Here is a 17941-nt window from a genome sequence, read left to right as displayed (position 1 = left end):
CGACGGACTAGCGAGTGAGCAGGGCAGACGTCAATAGACCTACGTGCATGAAATTGAGAGCGATCGGCATCCCGGGTCATCGGTGTCGGCTGATGGCCGTGACACCTACAGCGATGCCAGGATTGCTCGTGGTAACAAGTTCTGCCACACCGTTACGCGCCGTCGCCGTCGCGTCGACCGGGAGCCGATGTCGTGATCCGACCCAGCGGACAACTGTGACCGCCGTTCCGAACGCCGGCCCGGACCGTCCGACCAGTGTTCCCGCCGAGGTGCTGCGCCGGGCCGCCGCGTACCCCGAACGACCTGCGGTCGTCGACCGGCACGGCACCCTGCGGTACCGCGATCTGGTGACCGAGGCGACCGTCCTGGCCGGGGCTCTCGCCCGCGAGCTGCCCCCGCCGGCGACCGGACACCCGGACCCGGTCGTGGCGGTGCTGCAACCACGCACCGCCGCCGCGGTCGTCGGCCCGCTCGCCGCCATGTTCTGCGGCGCCGCCTTCCTGCCGCTGGACCCGTCGTCGCCGCCGGCCCGGATCGCCCAGATCCTGGCCGACGCGCGGTGCCGGGTCGCGGTCGCCGCCGAGGAGCTCGTCGAGCGACTGCCCGCCGGTGTCACCGTCGTCCGGGCCGGTCAGGAGGAGCACCTGCGGCTGTCCGAACCGGACGACCTGGCGTACCTGATCTCCACCTCGGGGTCGACCGGCCGTCCGAAGCAGGTCGAGGTCACCCACCGGAGCCTGTGGACCGTGCTGGACTGGTACGCGCGGTTCTTCCGGCTCGGCCCGGGGGTGCGCACCGCGGCCTTCGCCGGCCTGGCCTTCGACGCCGCCCTGCTGGACATCTGGGCGCCGCTGATCCGTGGCGCGACGGTGGTGCTCGCCGACGAGGAGGTGGCGCGGGACCCGGAGGGGATCGCCGAGGCCCTGCGCGGGGTGGAGCACTGCTTTCTCAGCACCCCGCTGGCCGAGCAGCTGCTGCGCTCCGACGTGGACACCGGCCGGCTGCGCACCCTGGCCACCGGAGGCGACCGGCTGCGGCTCTGGCCACCCACCGGCTTCGGCGCGGCGGTGCACAACCTTTACGGGCCCACCGAGGCGACCATCCTGGTCACCGCCACCGATGACCTGCGCCGCTACGCCGACCGGGGCGGGCCGCCGCCGATCGGCCGAGCGGTCGCGGGCGCCCTGCTGACCCTGGACGGCGAGGTCGAGGGGGAGCTGGTGATCGGCGGGCCGGTGCTGGCCCAGGGTTACCGGGCGGGCACCGAAACCGCCACGGCGTTCGGGACCGGCCCCGACGGCGTCTCGCGGCACTACCGGACCGGGGACGTCTGCCGCCGGGACGCCGCCGGTGAGCTGCACTTCGTCGGCCGCGTCGACGGCCAGGTCAAGATCCGTGGTCAGCGCATCGAGCTGCGCGAGGTGGAGAGCGCCCTGCTGGAGCTGCCCGGGGTCGGTCAGGCGGCCGCCGAGCCCGTGCACCGCGCCGGGGCGGCGCTGCTGGTGGCCTGGGTGACCGGTCCGGTCACACCCGAGGCGGTACGCGCCGGGCTGCGCGACCGGCTGCCCGCGGCGATGGTGCCGCACACGGTGGACGTCCGGGACGCTCTGCCGCTGACCCCGAACGGCAAGCTGGACCGGGCCGCGTTGCGTGCCGACACCGAGCGGTGCTGGTCGGCCGAGGACGCCGCCACACCGCCCTCGGCCGAAACGACGGTGACCGATCCGGCCGGGGCCGCGGTGGCCGAGGCGTGGCGGGCCGTCCTCGGCGCGCCCCCACGTCCGGAGGACGACTTCTTCCTGTCCGGCGGGGACTCGCTGCTCGCGGTGCGGCTCACCGCCCAGCTCCGGCAGGGGCTGCGGATCGAGGTACGGGCGGCGCTGCTCTACCAGCACCGCCGCTACGCCGACTACCTCGCCGCGGTACGGGCACTGGGCGCGGACGAGGCCGGTGCGACGCGGTGACCGGCACCCTGCTCACCCGCCTGCTCACCGCCGGCCGGCGGCGCCCCGAGGCGATCGCCGTGCACGCCGACGACGGCCGGGTCAGCTGGGGACGGCTGCTCGACCTGGCCGGTCGGTACGCCGCCAGCTACCGGGCGTACGGCGTCGGCCCGGGCCACCGGGTCGGAGTACTGCTCGAACCGGGGCCCCACGCGGTGGCCGCCGCGGTCGGCGCGTTCGCGGTGCGGGCGGCGTACGTGCCGCTGGACCCGGCCCAGCCGCCGGCCCGGATCGGCACGCTGGTCGACGTGGCCGACCCCCTGCTGGTGGTGGCCGAGTCCGCCGTGCCGGGGCGGCCGGTGCTCCGCCCGGCCGCCGTCGTCGGCCGACCGGGCTTGCCGCTCGCGGACATCGGGGCACCGTCCGACGTGGCGTACGTCGTGCACACGTCCGGCTCGACCGGCGTCCCGAAGGCGGTGCAGGTCGAGCACGCCAACCTGACCAACCTGCTCGTCGACCTGGACGAGCGGGCCCCGGTGCCGGCCGGGCACACCGGCACCTGGTGGACCCGGCCCTCGTTCGACGTGGCGATCTGGGAGTGCCTCGCGCCGCTGAGCCGCGGCGGGACCGTGCGGGTGGTCCCGGCCGCGGCCCGCCACGACGGTGCCGCGCTCGCCGCGTTCCTGGACGTGTGCGGGGCGCAGAGCGCCTACGTGCCGCCGGCGTTCCTGCCGGAGCTGCACGCGCTGCTGCGCGCCGAGTCGGGCGCGCTGTCCGGCCTGCGCCGGCTGCTGGTCGGGGTGGAGCCCATTCCCCGCTCACTACTGGAGGCGATCGCCCGCAGCCGGCCCAACCTCACCGTGGTCAACGGGTACGGGCCGGCCGAGACCACCGTCTGCTGCACCCTGTACGTGCTGCCCCACCACGGCGCGACGCCCGGCGAACGCACCCCGATCGGCACCCCGGTCCGGGGCACCACGCTGCTGCTGCGCCACGCCGACGGGTCGTACCACCGCACCGGCACCGGGGAGCTGGTCGTCGCGGGCGCGGCGGTTGCCCGAGGCTACCTGCGTGCGCCGGCCGGAGCCCCCGCGTTCATCGCGGACCCGACGCAGCTCGACCGTCGCGCCTACCGCACCGGCGACCTGGTACGCACGCTGCCCGACGGCAACCTGCTCTTCCTCGGCCGCGCCGACCGGCAGGTCAAGATCCGTGGGTTCCGGATCGAGCCGGCGGAGGTGGAGGCGGTGCTGCGCGGCCTGCCCGGGGTGCGGGACGTGGTGGTCGCCGCCCGGCGGCTCTCCGGAGCCGGTGACGTGCTGGTGGCGTACCTGGCGGTGGAGCCGGGCAGCGGGATCACCGAGCGCGCCGCGCGCGGGTACGCGGCCGAGCGGCTGCCGGCGTACGCGGTGCCGGCCGCGGTGCTGCTGCTGTCCCGGCTGCCGCTCACCCCGCACGGCAAGTACGACCATGACCAGCTCGCCGCCCAGCCACTGCCCGCTGGGGTGCCCGGCCCCGGCGCTCCCGCGAATCTGTCGGACGACCCGCTCGACACCGGGCGGCGGTCCGGGTCGCTGGAGCTGGTGCTGGCCACCTGGCGTCGGTTGCTGCCGGTGCGCGACGTCCGCGCCGGGGACAGCTTCGTCGCGCTGGGCGGCACCTCGCTGGCCGCCGCCCGCGCGGCGGCCTGGCTCAGCGAGCGCACCGGTGTCCCGGTGAGCGCCGGCGACGTGCTGCGGGCCGACGACGCCGCCACGCTCGCCCAACGGCTCGCCGGTCCGGCCGGACCCGATCCGGTCCCCGTCGGCGGAGCGGGCCCGGTCACCGCTGGCGGACGCGGCCCGGTCGGGGCGCGGCAGGCGCCACTGACCCCCGAGCAGCTCGGTGTCTGGCTGCACGACGAGCTCCACCCCGGCAGCACCCTCTACAGCGAGCCGGTCCGCTTCGGCACCGACGCGCCGGTGGACCTGCCCCGGTTGGTCGACGCGTTGCGCCGGGCGCTGGCCGGGCATCCCGCGTTCGGCGCCGGACTGCGGCTCGTCGACGGGCTGCCCGAGCTGGTGCTCGACCGGCACCGGCCGGAGGTGCGGGTGCGCCGGTTCGCCGACCCGGCCGAGCTCGACGCCGCCGTGCGGGCCCACGCCGAACGGCCCTTCGACACCACCGCCGAACCGCTGCTGCGCTGCGCGGTGCTCACCACCGGGCGGCGTACCGAGGTGCTGCTGGTCTGGCACCACCTGGTGGTGGACGCCTGGTCGCTGCGGCTGCTCCTGGCCGACGTCACCCGCTGCCACGCCGACCCGGCCTGGTCGCCTCCGGTGTCCGCCACCACGGTGTGCGACCTGGGGCTGCGCCGGTCGGCGTGGGTGGCGGGCGAAGCGGGCCAGGCAGCCGTCGCGGCGGCCGTGGCCCGGGTCCGCGACGTGCCGGAGCCGGCGCCCGCCGCCCACGCCGGGCGGACCGTGCTGACCCGGCCGGTGCGGGCGTCGGCCGCCGCGCTGTCCCGTCCCGGCGGCGGCACCGCCACCGAACTGGTCGCCGCCGCGTACGCCCGCGCCCTGGGCGGGCTGCTGGACCGGGACACCGTGCTGATCGGCTGCGCGAGCGACACCCGCCGGGCCGCCGACGAGTTCGACGTCGCCGGGTACGCGGTGAACACCGTCCTGCTGCGCTGCGACGACGTGCGAGCCGGTGACTGGGCCGACCTCGTCGACCGGGTCGGCGGGCACCTGCGGCGGGTGGCGGCCGAGCAGGCCCCGTTCGCCGGGGTGGCGCGGGAGGTACGGCGCGGCACCGGAGCGCCGCCGGGGACCTACCCGACGTGCTACCTCGACTCGGTGGAGGAACCGGAGCTGGTCACCGGCGCGGTTCGCTGGCAGCGGCGGGAGCTGCACCGCGCCGCGAACCGCTTCCCACTCTGCCTCACCCTGCGCCACGCGGCGTCCGGCGCGCTGTCGATCCTCGTCGAGGCCGATGGCGGGCTGCTCGACCGGCCCGCCGTCACAGCGCTCGCCACCGCCGTCACCGATCAGCTCGAGGCGTACGCACAAGGAGATCCTGATGGCACGGACGATCGCGTTGCAGCAGGTCGCCGACGGACGGGCCGGGTGCCTGCTGACGATTGAGTTCCCCGGCGACTCCACCGGGGCCGGCCTGGCCGCGGCGCTCGCCACGGCCGAGACGGACGCCTCGCGCGGCCACCGGCCAGCCGGTATCGACCGGCACCAGGTGTGGCGGCTGGACCCGGTGACCAGTGTGGAGCTGGACGGCGGGCTGCCCGACCACGCCACCCTGGCCAACGCCGCCTCGGCCGAGTTCCTGCGCCGCCGGCCAACCGGCTCGGGCCCGCTCACCGTGGTCGGCTACTGCAGCGCGGCGATCTTCGCCGGGCACCTGACCCGAGCCCTGGTCGAGGCCGGGTCGCCACCGGACGCGCTGGCCCTGGTGGCGGCAACCGTGCCCGACGAGCGGGCCGCCTGGCGGGAGTACGCCACGCTGCACCGCAAGCTGACCGGCGAGGCCGCGCCGCCGCCCGTCCCGGCCGAGCCGCACGTGGTCGTCGCGCGCTGGCGGGCCGAGCTGGGCGGGCACGCCCGCGCGTTCGTCGCCGCGCAGGGCTTCCCGCCGGCCGAGGCGGAGACCGCCGCGCAGGAGATCACCGGCCGCTACCTGGCCTGGCTGTGGTTCCTGCTGGACGCCGCCCGGGCCGGCGAGGCACGGGTGCCCTGCCCGGTCACCGTGCTGGCCGACGACGCGCAGGCTCTCGACCGGCTGGCGTACCGGCCGGCCGTCGCGGCCTCTCGCCCGGCGACGGGCCACACGACATCACCAGACCACAGCGGCGCCGGCGTGGGAGCCGGCGCGGACGACGGGGGAACAGCATGACGACGAACGGACAACCGGTACGGGCCGACGCACTCGGACGGGTCGTCGCGGACGCCTGGGGAGCGGCGTTGGGCGTGGACGGGCTCACCGGACAGGACCACTTCTTCGAGCGCGGCGGCGACTCGCTCGCCGCCGCCCGGATGGCCGCGCGGCTGCGTACCGCGCTGGACGTGCGGGTGCCCCTCAACGCGGTCTTCGAGCACCCCAGCCTGGGTGGGTTCACCACGGCGCTGCGCGCCGAGCACGGACCGGCGGTGGACGAGGCCGCCGCTCTGTACCTGAGCGTGCTCGCCTGCTCGGACGCGGACGCCGAGGCGCTGATCGGACGCCTCGATGACTGACCTGCTCTCGCCGCGCAAGGCCGCGCTGCTGGCGGCGCTGCGCGCCCGCCGGGCCGCCGAGACCACCGAGGCATCCGCCACCCCGGACGGCACCGGGCACGGGCCGGCGGGTTCCCGGGTGGTCTCCGCCGGTCAGCGGCAGATGTGGTATCTCGACCAGGCGACGCCGGGCGACCCCGCGTACCTGGCGCCGGTGGCGTACCGGCTGCGCGGGCCCCTGAACGTGCCGGCCCTCGCCGTGGCCGTGGACGCCCTGGTGGCCCGGCACGAGCCGTTGCGCACCACGCTGCGCCTCGACGACGGCGACCTGGTGCCGGTGCTGCGGCCGCCCGGCACCGGGTTGCTGCGGCTCGCCGACCTGACCGGCCTGCCCGGGGCGGCCCGGGAGGCCGAGCTGAACGCCCGGCTGGCCGCCGAGGCCGCCACCCCGCTCGACCTGACCGACGGCCCGGTGCTGCGGGCCACCCTGTTCCGGCTCACCGACACCGAGCACGTGCTGGCGCTGACCGTCCACCACGTCGCGGTCGACGAGTGGTCGCTGCGGATCGCGGCAGCCGAGCTCGCCGAGGGGTACGCCGCACACCAGGCCGGACGGCCACCCGAGGTGCCCGACCTGCCGATGTCCTACCAGGACTGGGCCGGGCGTCAGCGGCGCTGGTTGGCCGGCCCGCAGGCCGCCGCGCAGCGGGACTGGTGGCGGGAGCGACTGGCCGGCGCGCCCCCGGTGCCCGAGCTGCCCGGCGGCCTCGCCCGGTCGACCGCGCCCATCAACGCGGGCGCTACCCTGGTCGTGCCGCTGGACGTACCGACGGAGACGCTGCGGGCGGCCTGCCGCCGGCTCACCGTCACCCCGTACCTGCTGCTGTTCGCCGCGTTCCAGGTGCTGCTGGCCCGCTGGACCGGCAGCGACGACGTGCCGGTCGGCACCCCGGTCGGCAACCGCCGCGACCCGGACACCGAGCCGCTGGTCGGCCTGCTCGTCAACACCCTGGTGATCCGCGCCGACCTGACCGGCGACCCCAGCTTCGCGGAGCTGACCACCCGGGTCCGCGCCGCCGTGCTCGCCGCGCAGGAGCGCCAGGAGCTGCCGTTCGAGGAGCTGGTCGCCGTCGCCCGCCCGGCCCGCCGCGCCGGGCACGACCCGCTGTTCCAGGTGATGTTCCTGTACGCGGACGCCACCGCGCCGCCGCCGCTGCCCGGCATCGAGGTGAGCCCGATCGAGGTCCCGACGGCCACCGCCAAGTTCGACCTGACCGTGGCGGTACGGCCCGGCCCCGGCGGGCTGGAGGCCGCGCTGGAGTACCGCACCGACGTGTTCGACGCCGCCACGATGGACCGGTTCGCCGCGGCCTTCCGTACCCTGCTCGCCGACCTGCTCGCCGACCCGGACGCTCCGGTGCGCGCCGCCCGGCTGCTCACCGACGCCGACCGCGAGCTGATCCTGCACACCTGGAACGACACCGCCACCGACGCACCCGAGGTCGGCTCGGTGCACGCCCTGATCGAGCGGCAGGCCCGCCGCCACCCCGACGCGGTGGCGGTCACCGACGGGGCGCGGACGTTGACCTACCGCGAGGTGGACGTCCGGGCCGACGCGCTCGCCGCGACCCTGCGCGAGCGCGGCGTCGGCGTCGGCGACCTGGTGGGCATCCTGCTCGACCGCACCGGCGCGCTGCCGGTGGCGATCCTCGCGGCGCTCAAGGCCGGCGCCGGGTACGTGCCGCTGGATCCGGCGCACCCGCCCGCCCGGCTGCGCTGGGTGCTCGACGACACCGCCGCGCGGGTGGTGCTCACCTCGGCCGCGCTGCGCTCCCGGCTGCCGGCCGGCCCGGCCGAGCCGGTCGAGGTGGACCTGAGCGCGCCGGTCACGCCACCCGACAGCGTGCCCCCGGTGCCGGTCGGCCCCGACGACCTGGCGTACGTCATCCACACCTCCGGGTCCACCGGGCGCCCCAAGGGCGTGCTGGTCACCCACGAAGGCGTGGTCAACTACCTGCGCTGGGCCGCCGCGGCGTACCGGATCGGGCCGGGCGACGAGGTGCCGGTGCACTCCTCGGTCGGCTTCGACCTCACGGTGACCAGCCTGCTGGTGCCGCTGGCCGCCGGCGGCACCGTGCACCTGCTCGACGACGACGCGGGCCGGGCCGGCCTCGGCGCGGCGCTGCTCGACCGGACCAGCCCGTACGGCCTGGTCAAGCTCACCCCGGCCCAGTTGGAGATCGTCAACCGGCAGGTCACGGAGGCCGGGGCGCCCGGCCGGACCCGGCTGTTCGTGATCGGCGGGGAGAACCTGCGCGCCGACCAGGTCGCGCTCTGGCGGGCGCACGCCCCGGGCACCCGGCTGATCAACGAGTACGGCCCGACCGAGACGGTGGTCGGCTGCGCCGTGTACGAGGTCGGCCCGGACACCCCGCAGCACGGCTCGGTGCCGATCGGCCGGCCGATCGCGAACACCCAGCTGTACGTGCTGGACGACCGACTCGACCCGGTCCCGGCCGGCCTGCCCGGCGAGTTGTACGTCGGCGGGGCCGGCGTGGCCCGCGGCTACCTCAACCGGCCCGGCCTGACCGCCGACCGGTTCGTGCCAGACCCGTTCGGGGGCGGCGGACGGCGGCTCTACCGCACCGGTGACCTGGCGCGGTACCGCCCGGACGGCACGCTGGAGTTCCTGGGCCGCGCCGACCGGCAGATCAAGCTGCGCGGCCACCGCATCGAGCCCGGCGAGGTGGAGGCGGCGCTGCGCCGGCTGCACCCCGCTGCTGACGTCGCTGTCGTGCTGCGGCACGACGACCCGGACGACCCTCGGCTGGTCGCCTACCTCACCGGCGACCCGGATCGGGCCGCGCTGCGCGCCGGTCTGCGCGCGGAGCTGCCGGAGCACCTGGTGCCGGCCGCCTTCGTGGGCGTACCCGCCCTGCCGCTGACCGGCAACGGCAAGCTCGACGCGTCCGCCCTCCCCGCACCGGCGGCGGACGGCACCGACAGCGGGCGCCCGCCGACCAGTGCCCCGACCGATGCCAGCGGGACCGTGGGTGCTCCCGACGACGAGCGGCGTCGGCCGGCGGTGGGCGCGGGGGCGTCGGCCGGCGACCGGGCGGAGGCCCGGAGGTTGGTGGCCGAGGTGTGGCGCGAGGTGCTCGGCGTGCCCCGGGTCGGCGAGCGGGACAACTTCTTCGACCTCGGTGGACACTCGCTGCGGCTGCTGGCCGTCCACCGGCTGCTGGTCGACCGGCTCGGGCCGGTGGTGACGGTCACCGACCTGTTCCGGCACACCACCGTCGAGGCGCTGGCCGACGTGCTGGCCAACGCCGCGTCAACCGTCCTGGCTGACCCCGCCGCGGAACGTGCCCGGGTGGCGCCCCGGCCGGTACCGGCGCCCACCCGGACCGCGCCGCCGGCCGACGCGATCGCCGTGGTCGGGATGGCCTGCCGCTTCCCCGGGGCCCGGACGCCCGAGGAGTTCTGGCGGATCATCCGCGACGGCGTCGACACGGTCCGCGAGTTCAGCACCGTGGAACTGCTCGCCGACGGAGCCGACCCCGCACTCGTCGACGACCCGGCGTACGTGCGCCGGGGCAGCGAGCTGGCCGACATCGACCGCTTCGACGCGGCCTTCTTCGGTTTCACGCCCCGGGAGGCGCAACTGCTCGACCCGCAGCACCGGTTGCTGCTGGAGTGCGCCTGGGAGGCGTTGGAACGCGCCGGGCACGACCCGGAGGCGTACCCGGGGCAGGTGGGGCTGTTCGCCGGCTCCGGGCGTAGCACCTACCTGCTGGAACACCTGCTCACCGACCCGGACCTCGTGGACGCGGTGGGCGGCTACCAGCTCGCGCTGAGCAACGACAAGGACTTCCTGACCAGCCGGGCGTCGTACAAGCTGAACCTCACCGGGCCGAGCGTCAGCGTCAGCACCGCCTGCTCCAGTTCGCTGGTCGCCGTGCACCTGGCCCGTCAGAGCCTGCTCACCGGCGAGTCCGACCTGGCGGTCGCCGGCGGTGTGAGCGTCGTCCCGGCGCAGCGGCGGGGCTACCTGCACCACGATGGCGGCCTGTTCTCACCGGACGGGCACTGCCGGCCGTTCGACGCCGATGCCCGGGGCGCCATCGCGGCCAGCGGCATCGGGCTGGTCGTCCTGCGCCGACTCACCGACGCGATCGCCGACGGCGACCTGATCCACGCCGTCATCCGCGGCTCGGCGGTGAACAACGACGGCGCCCGGCGGGCCGGCTACTCCGCCCCCGGTGTCGCCGGGCAGGTCGAGGTGGTCAGCCGGGCGCTGGCCACCGCCGGCGTGAGCCCGCGCGACATCGGCTACCTGGAAGCGCACGGCACCGGCACCCTGTTCGGCGACCCCATCGAGGTCAACGCGCTCACCGAGGCGTTCCGGCGCGGCACCGCCGACCGGCAGTTCTGCGCGCTCGGTTCGGTCAAGGCCAGCATCGGGCACACCGACGCCGCCGCCGGGGTGGCCGGGCTGATCAAGGCCGTGCTGGCGTTGCGACACCGCACGCTGCCGCCGGCGGTGAACGTCCGGCGGCCCAACCCGGCGATCAACCTGGCGGACAGCCCCTTCGATCTGCCGGCGCAGGCCCGGCCCTGGCGGGCCGACGGTCAGCCCCGCCGGGCAGCCGTCAGCTCATTCGGAATGGGCGGCACCAACGCGCACCTCGTGCTGGAGGAGGCGCCCGAACCGGCCACCCCGCCCGCCCCGACACCGGTCGGGCCGGAGCTGCTGGTGCTCTCCGCGCGGACGTCCGCCGCGCTGGAGCGGGCCACCGACGCGCTGCGGGGACATCTCGACGCGTACCCCGGGCTGGGGTTGCCGGAGGTGGCGGCGGCGTTGGGCCGGCGGCAGTCGATGGCGTACCGGCGGGCCGTGGTCTGCGGCGACCGCGCTGACGCGGTCGACGCGCTGGCCACGCCGGAGCGGCTGCTCAGCGCCGCGTCGGACCGGACCGACGCGGGGCTGGCCTTCGCCTTCCCGGGCCACGGCACGCAGCATCCCGGGATGGGGGCCGGGCTGTACCGGGCCGAGCCCGGCTACCGGGCCGTGGTGGACGAGTGCGCGGACCTGCTGCGCGGGCCGCTCGGGCTGGATCTGCGCCGGGTGCTCGTCCCGGAATCGGACGACCTCGACGTCGCGTCGCGACTGCTGGCCGAACCCCGGATCATCCAACCCGCGCTCTTCGTCACCGAGTACGCGCTCGCCCGGCTGCTCCTCGACCGGGGGCTGCGGCCCGAGCTGCTGGTCGGGCACAGCCTCGGCGAGTACGTGGCCGCCTGCCTCGCCGGGGTCTTCGACCTCGCCGACGCGCTGCGGCTGATCTGCGCCCGCAGCCGACTGTCCCAGTCCACCGAGCCGGGGGCGATGCTGGCCGTCGCCCTGCCCGAGGCGGGCATCGCCGCGCTGCTCGGCCCGGAAATCTCACTCGCGGCGGTCAACGCGCCCGAGTTGTGTGTGTTGTCCGGCCGCCCGGCGGCACTGGACGCGTTGGCCGCTCGACTGCGCGCCGAGAAGGTCGAGTACCAGCCGCTGCCGGCCGACCGGGGCTTCCACTCCGCGCTGCTCGACCCGGTGCTCGACGAGTTCCGGGCCGAGGCCCGCCAGGTCACCTACCGGGCGCCCCGGCTGCCGTTCCTGTCCAATGTGACCGGAGCAGAGGCCACCGCCGAGCAGGTCACCGACCCGGAGTACTGGGTGCGGCACCTGCGCGGCACGGTTCGCTTCGCCGACTGCGCCGCGCTGCTGGCCCGAACCGAACTGATGGTCGCCGAGGTCGGCCCGGGGCACACCCTCGGCGGGCTGGTCGGCCAGGCCGGCGTCGCACCACACCGGGTGGTGCCGGTGATGCGCCACCCCCGCGGCGACGGCGACGACCAACGGATCGCGCTGACGGCGGTGGGTCGGCTGTGGCTGGCCGGGGTGCCAGTCGACTGGTCCGCCTTCCACGGCGGACCGCGGCGCCGGGTGGAGCTGCCGACCTACCCGTTCGAGCGGCAACGGCACTGGATCGAGCGCGGCGCACGGACGCAGCTGGCCAGCGGCGTCGCCGCCACGGCCGAGCCGGAGCCGACGGACCTGGCGACCGGCAACCGGCCGGCGCTGCCGAACGCCTTCGTGGCACCCCGCGGCCCGGCCGAGCGGGCCGTGGCGGCGATCTGGACGGAGCTGCTGGGCATCGCACCGGTCGGTGCGCACGACGACTTCTTCGCGCTGGGCGGGCACTCGTTGCTCGCCACTCAGCTCGTCGTACGGGTGCACGCCCGGCTCGGGGTGGCGCTGCCGATCGAGACGGTCTTCGCGACGCCGACCGTCGCCGGCATCGCCGCCGCGTTGCCCACCACCGTCGAGCCGGCGGCGGGCGACGCCGAGGCCCCGCCAGCCCCTGCCGTGGGCGTCGAGCCCCCGCCCCAGCCGTCCGAGCGCATCCCGCGTGGCCCGGCCGGCCCCGCGCCGGTCTCCTCCGGCCAGCGCCGGCTCTGGTTCCTCGAACAGGTCCACGACCAGGTGGCGTACGTGGCGTTCAGTGCCCTGCGCCTGCACGGCGACCTGCGCGTGGACGTGCTGGGCGCCGCGCTCACCGAACTGGTCCGCCGTCACGACGTGCTGCGGACGGTGTTCGAGCCGGGGCCGGACGGCGGCGACCCGGTGCAGGTGGTCCGCCCCGCCGAACCGGTGCCGCTGGCCGTGCGGGAGCTGCCCGCCGGCCCGCCCGAGGCGGACGGCGACCTCGCCGAGCGGGAACGCGTCGCGCTCGTCGCGGTGGCCCGCGAGCCGTACGACCTGGCCACCGGCCCGCTGTTCCGCCCGGTGCTGTTCCGCAGCGCCCCCGACCGGCACGTGCTGGCGCTCGGCATGCACCACATCGTCTCCGACGGCTGGTCGCTCGGGGTGATCCGGGCCGAACTCGGCGCCCTCTACGACGCGTACCTGGCCGGCGCGCCATCGCCGCTGCCCGAGCTGCCGGTGCGCTACGCCGACTACGCCCGCTGGCAGCGGACCCGCGCCGACGCCGATGACGGCCTCGCCTACTGGACGCGGCAGCTCGCCGGCGCGCCCACCGCCGTGGAGCTGCCCACCGACCGGCCCCGACCGCCGGTGCAGTCCTTCGACGGGGCGGTGGCCCGACGTACCCTCCCGGCGGAGCTGATCGAGCAGGTCCGGGAGCTGGGGCGGCGGCACGGGGCCACGCTCTACATGACGGTGCTCGCCGCCGTGCAGACGCTGCTGTACCGCTACACCGGCCAACGCGACGTCTGCGTCGGTTCGCCGGTGGCCGGCCGGGTCCGCGCCGAGCTGGAGCCGCTGGTCGGCTTCTTCCTCAACAGCCTCGTGCTGCGGACCACGCTCGAGGACGGGTGGGGCTTCGGACGGCTGCTCGAGGACGTCCGCCGCACCGCGCTGGCCGCGTACGACCATCAGGAGGTGCCCTTCGAGCGGGTGGTGGACGCCCTCGACGTGCCTCGCGGCCTGAGCCGCAACGCGCTGTTCCAGGTGATGGTGAACCTGCTCAACCTGCCGGACGAGCCGTTGACGATGGGCGGGCTGCGCGCCGAGCCGCTCAGCGTGGAGAACGGCACCGCCCAGGTCGACCTCACCCTCTATGCGTACGACCGGCCGGAGGGGCTGCTCTGCTGCCTGGAGTACACGACCGCGCTCTACGACGAGGCCACCGCCCAGCGGATGCTGGCACACCTGGAGCAGCTGCTGCGCGGGGTGGTCGCCGAGCCGGAACGGCCCCTGACCGAGGTGGAGATCCTCACCCCGGCCGAGCGGGAGCGACAGCTCGTCGCCTGGAACGACACCGACCGGCCGGTGCCACCGGTGACGCTGACCGCGCTGGTGCAGGAGCAGGTGGCCCGCACCCCGGAGCGGCCGGCGGTCACCTTCGGGTCGACGACCCTGACGTACGCCCAGCTCAACGTGCGCGCCAACCGGCTCGCCCGGCGGCTGCGCCGCGTCGGGGTGGGGCGGGACACCACCGTGGCGGTGTCGCTGGAACGCTCCGCCGACCTGCTGGTCGCGCTGCTCGCCGTGCTCAAGGCCGGCGGCGCGTACGTGCCGCTGGACCCGTCGTACCCGCTGGACCGGCAGCGCTGGGTGCTCACCCACAGCCAGGCCGTCGCGCTGGTCACCGAGGCCGGGCCGGCGGAGTCCTTCGCCGACTTCCCCGGCCCGGTGCTGCGGGTCGACGCCCCCGGCGACGCCGTCGAGTCCTGCCATGACCTGGAGCCGGTGACCACACCGGACGACCTGGCGTACGTGCTCTACACCTCGGGGTCGACCGGGCGGCCGAAGGGAGTGCGGGTCAGTCACGCCTCGGTGGTGAACCTGCTGACCGCGATGGCGGACGCCCCCGGGCTGAACGCCGACGACACCCTGGTCGCGCTGACCACGTTCGCCTTCGACATCTCGGTGCTGGAGCTGTTCCTGCCGCTCGTGGTGGGTGCCCGGGTGGTCGTCGCCGGTCGGGACGTCGGCTACGACGCGGGGGCGCTGGCCGAGCTGCTGCGCGCCGAGGAGGCCACCGTGCTCCAGGCCACCCCGGCGACGTGGCGGCTGCTGCTGGCCGCCGGCTGGACCGGGCAGCCGGGCCTGCGGGCGCTCTGCGGCGGGGAGGCGCTGCCCGCCCCACTGGCCCGCGACCTGGCCCCCCGGGTCGCCGAGCTGTGGAACATGTACGGCCCGACCGAGGCGACCATCTGGTCCACCGTGGCCCGGATCGACGCCGACGCCGACGTCACCATCGGCCGTCCCATCGCCAACACCCGGGCGTACGTCCTCGACGGGGCCCTTCGGCCGGTGCCGGTGGGGGTGGTCGGCGAGCTGTACCTCGGCGGCGCCGGGGTGGCGCGGGACTACCTCGACCAGCCGGCGCTGACCGCGGACCGGTTCCTGCCCGACCCGTTCGACGCCCGGCCCGGCGCCCGGCTCTACCGCACCGGCGACCTGGCCCGGTACCGCCCGGACGGCCGGCTGGAGTGTCTGGGCCGCAACGACTCGCAGGTCAAGGTGCGCGGCTTCCGGATCGAGCTGGGTGAGATCGAGGCGGCCCTGCATCGGCACTCCGCCGTGCGGGAGAGCGCCGTCGTGGTCCGCGACCTGGACTCCGAGCCGGCCCTGGTCGGCTACCTGGCGTTGAACGCCGGCGCGGACGACCCGGGTGCCGGCGGCTGGCGGGCGTTCCTGCGCGACTGGCTGCCCGACCACATGGTGCCGGCGGTGTTCGTGCGCCTCGACGCGCTGCCGCTGACCGCGAACGGCAAGCTCGACCGGGCCGCGCTGCCGGCGCCGGAGCGCGGCGGCGCTCGTACCGGAGTCGAGCTGGCCGCGCCGGCCACGCCGGTGCAGGCGGCGCTCGCCGAACGCTGGGCGCTGGTGCTCGGCTACGACCGGGTGGGCATCGACGACGACTTCTTCGACCTGGGTGGGGACTCGTTCACCGCGATCCGGGCGCTGGCCGGCAGCGAGCCGCCGATCAGCGTGCTGGACCTGTTCCGCCACCCCACCATCCGGGGACTCACCGCGCACCTCGACGCGGACGCCGGCGCGCCGGCGCGGCTGTGGCACGAGCTGACCCCGTCGCGGAACGCCGCGCCGGCGGTGACCGTGCTCTGCGTACCGTTCGCCGGCGCCGGCGCGGTCATCTTCCAACCGCTGGCCTCGGCCATGCCGGACCAGGTGGCCCTGCTCGCGCTGCAACGACCGGGGCACGACCTGAACCGGCCGGACGAGCCGGGGCTGGAGATGGACGAGCTGGTCGACGCGTGTGTGGCGGAGGTGACCGCGGGCGTCAGCGGGCCGGTGATCATCTACGGGCACTGCATGGGTGGCGCCACGGCCGTGGAGTTGGGCCGACGGCTGGAACTGGCCGGCGTCGACCTGCGTCGGGTGGTGATCGGCGGGCACTTCCCGGCACCCCGACTGCCGGGCCGGCTCGCCGGTTGGTTCCGGCGGATCTTCCCGCTCGAGCGGTGGACCTCGAAGCGGCACGCGCTGGACTTCCTGCGCGCCATGGGGTTCTTCACCGACGTGCTCGACGAGCGGGAGAAGGACTTCCTGATGACGGTCTTCCTGACCGACAGCCGGATGGGGGAGGAGTACTACACCGGCGCGTACGCCACCGGGCCGGAAAGCCGGCTCGCCACGCCGCTGGTCTGTGTGATCGGCACGAAGGACCGGGCCACCGAGCTGTACGAGGAACGCTATCTGGAGTGGACCTACTTCGCCGACACGGTGTCCCTGCGCACGATCGAGGGCGCCGGCCACTACTTCCAGAAACACCAGGCGCCCGAACTCGCCGACATCATCCTGGCCGAGCCCGCTGAGCCGACCGAGCCCGCTGAGCCGACCGAGCGTGTGTCGGCGGGTGTTCCCGAGCCGGGCGCCCGGCTCGCCGGCCGGGCCGACGCCGGGCTCGGGGTGTTCTTCGCCGTCGCGTTCGGGCAGCTCGTGTCGCTGATCGGCACCGGGCTGACCGGTTTCGCGCTGGCGCTCTGGGTCTACCAGCGCACCGGCTCCATCTCCTGGTTCGCGGTGGCGTCGGTGCTGGCCCTGCTGCCCGCCGTGGTGCTGTCCCCGATCGCCGGCGCGGTGGCCGACCGGTGGAACCGCCGGCTCATCATGATCGCCGCGGACACGTTCGCGGCCTGCGGCACGGTCACCCTGGCGGTGCTGCTCTGGTTCGGCCGGGCGCAGCTCTGGCACGTGTTCGCCGCGCTCACCGTCAGCGCGATCGCCACCGCGTTCCAACAACCCGCGTACCTGGCCGCCGTGACGCAGTTGGTGCCCAAGCGCTACTACGGCCGGGCCAACGGCATCATCTCGCTGGGCGCGGCGACCAGCACGGTGGTCGCCCCGCTCGCCGGTGGTGCGCTGGTGGTCGCGATCGGGCTGCGCGGCATCGTCCTGCTCGACCTGGCCACCTTCGCCGTGGCGGTCGGCATCAACCTGGCCGTGCGCTTCCCCGACCGGCTGTTCAAGCGGCGCGAGGAGTCGTTCGGCCAGGAGGTGCTGGGCGGCTGGCGGTTCATCGCCCGCCGGCACGGGCTGCTCGCGATGATCATGCTCACCGCCGCGCTCAACTTCTTCTTCGCCATGGTCGAGGTGCTGGCAACCCCGCTCACCCTGTCCTTCGGGGACCCTTCGATGCTCGGCGTGGTGCTCGCCTCCGGCGGCGCCGGGCTGCTGCTCGGCAGCATCGCGATGGGCGTCTGGGGCGGCACGACCCGGCGGATGACCGGCATCCTGTCCAGCGTGCTGCTGCTCGCGGTCGCCATGGTCACCGTCGGCCTGCGGCCGGAACCGATCTTCCCGGCGCTCGGCCTGTTCGGTCTGGGGTTGACCTCGGCGCTGGTCAACAGCCACTGGTTGGCGATCGTCCAGGCCAAGGTGGGGCTGGAGTTGCAGGGCCGGGTCCTGGCCACCACGCTGATGCTCTCCTGGCTGATGGTGCCCGCCGGGTTCCTCTGCGCCGCCCCGCTGGCCGAGCGGGTGTTCACCCCGCTGGCGTCCGCCGACGGCGTCACCGGTCAGGTGCTGGGTGTCCTGATCGGCCACGGGCCGGGTCGGGGCATCGCCCTGACCGCCGTGGCGGCCGGCCTGTGCACGCTCGCGCTGGCCGTGGTCGGGTGGGCGTACCGGCCGATCCGGCGCCTGGAGGACGAACTGCCGGACGCTGACCCGGGCACCGTCGTGCTCAGCGACAAGGACCGGATCCAGGAGCTGGCCGACCGCCAGCTCGCCGAGCTGGCCGGGCGCCGTTGACCCCG

General features: G+C 75.6%; 5 protein-coding genes. All 5 read left to right on the top strand.

Features of this window, described 5'->3' with window-relative positions; genetic code table 11:
• Window positions 1–215 precede the first annotated feature (215 nt).
• The 5 genes from ACWD6N_RS20350 to ACWD6N_RS20330 are packed head-to-tail and all read left to right on the top strand — an operon-like array spanning window position 216 to window position 17936.
• Window positions 216–1964 (top strand): non-ribosomal peptide synthetase, encoded by a 1749-nt coding sequence (locus tag ACWD6N_RS20350; protein ID WP_354966728.1) that lies wholly within the window; start codon window positions 216–218, stop codon window positions 1962–1964.
• Window positions 1961–5068: an amino acid adenylation domain-containing protein gene (locus tag ACWD6N_RS20345; protein ID WP_354966727.1), complete on the top strand. Its 3108-nt coding sequence runs from the start codon at window positions 1961–1963 to the stop codon at window positions 5066–5068. The genes ACWD6N_RS20350 and ACWD6N_RS20345 overlap by 4 nt, the downstream gene beginning before the upstream one ends.
• On the top strand, window positions 5004–5828 hold the full coding sequence (locus ACWD6N_RS20340; protein WP_354966726.1) for an alpha/beta hydrolase family protein: 825 nt from the start codon (window positions 5004–5006) through the stop codon (window positions 5826–5828). Before ACWD6N_RS20345 ends, ACWD6N_RS20340 begins: the two co-directional genes overlap by 65 nt.
• Window positions 5825–6169: a phosphopantetheine-binding protein gene (locus tag ACWD6N_RS20335; RefSeq protein WP_450005061.1), complete on the top strand. Its 345-nt coding sequence runs from the start codon at window positions 5825–5827 to the stop codon at window positions 6167–6169. Before ACWD6N_RS20340 ends, ACWD6N_RS20335 begins: the two co-directional genes overlap by 4 nt.
• Window positions 6162–17936, top strand: coding sequence for a non-ribosomal peptide synthetase/type I polyketide synthase (locus ACWD6N_RS20330; RefSeq protein ID WP_354966724.1), 11775 nt, complete (start codon window positions 6162–6164; stop codon window positions 17934–17936). Before ACWD6N_RS20335 ends, ACWD6N_RS20330 begins: the two co-directional genes overlap by 8 nt.
• Window positions 17937–17941: the final 5 nt, after the last annotated feature.

It is taken from the genome of Micromonospora sp. NPDC005163, from assembly GCF_053599835.1.
The sequence above is the reverse complement of the archived record's forward strand: the minus strand, read 5'-3'. Positions and strand labels throughout refer to the sequence as shown.